At 62.2% G+C, this 895-nt stretch carries 1 protein-coding gene; it reads right to left on the reverse strand.

Features of this window, described 5'->3' with window-relative positions; translation table 11 throughout:
* Positions 1-295 precede the first annotated feature (295 nt).
* Positions 296-895: HTH domain-containing protein (locus C443_RS02945; protein WP_005533678.1), on the reverse strand; the 600-nt coding region annotated here is incomplete at its 5' end.

Consider the following 895-nt stretch of genomic DNA (forward strand, 5'->3'; position numbering starts at 1 on the left):
CCCTAACACGAATGCGTTGTGTTGGTGGTTCGATTAGCGGTTGGTGCGTCTCTTGTTGCGTTCTTGTTGCGTTCTTGGTCTATGGAATTAACTCCCGAGAGCTATCGGTCCGCGGACCGCCCTTGCTGACGACGGTGCCAGCCGACCCGACTCGGATTGCTATACCGACATACGGTTTACCGGCCGGTACACCGCCGACTCCGAGCATAGAAATCGACGGCGAGAAGCTTTGAACCTGTCTGCAACCGTGTTCCGCGGCCCTAACCCCAAGGGTTAGGGCAGGGAGACCCGACCTCTAGACCCATTCGTATTCGTGTGGAGGTCCGTGATGATGGACTGCGCGGCCGTCATCGACCGCGAGCCGGAGCGCCGGGCGCACCGACTTCCGCCACCACGTCTCTTTGCTCTGGTCCTCGACGGCGAACGCGGGCAGAAGTTCGTCCTCAAAATCCGAGCGCGTCATCCGACCATCGTCCCGAAGGACGCGGAGCGCCGCGCGACCGGCGTCACGTTGCTCCTGTCGCTTTGCGTCCGTCCGTCCGGGCGTCCAGTCGGCCAGCAGGTCCTCGAAGCCGTCGCGGTCGTCGCTCGTCTCAGACGCGTCGTCAAGAGCCGTCTGGTCGGGATGCTCGTCCGGGCGCATCGTCGGCGGCGTCACTCGGTCAACGTGCCACCATGCAACCGCCCGAGCGCCGACTTGCTTGCTTCCCACGTCGTCGGTTCGCTCTAGGATTCGGAGTTGGTTCAGGACGTGCCGAGACGAACACCCGAGTTCGTCGGCTAGGTCTCCAGTCGTCACAACCGGGTCACGATGTCGCAACATCGCGTCCTCAATCGCGTCTAGGTCAACTTCGCTCATACTTCGTTCGTCGTTCGCACGAGGGAACCATAACCG

Origin of the sequence: Haloarcula argentinensis DSM 12282 (assembly GCA_000336895.1) — an archaeon.
Lineage (GTDB): Archaea > Halobacteriota > Halobacteria > Halobacteriales > Haloarculaceae > Haloarcula > Haloarcula argentinensis.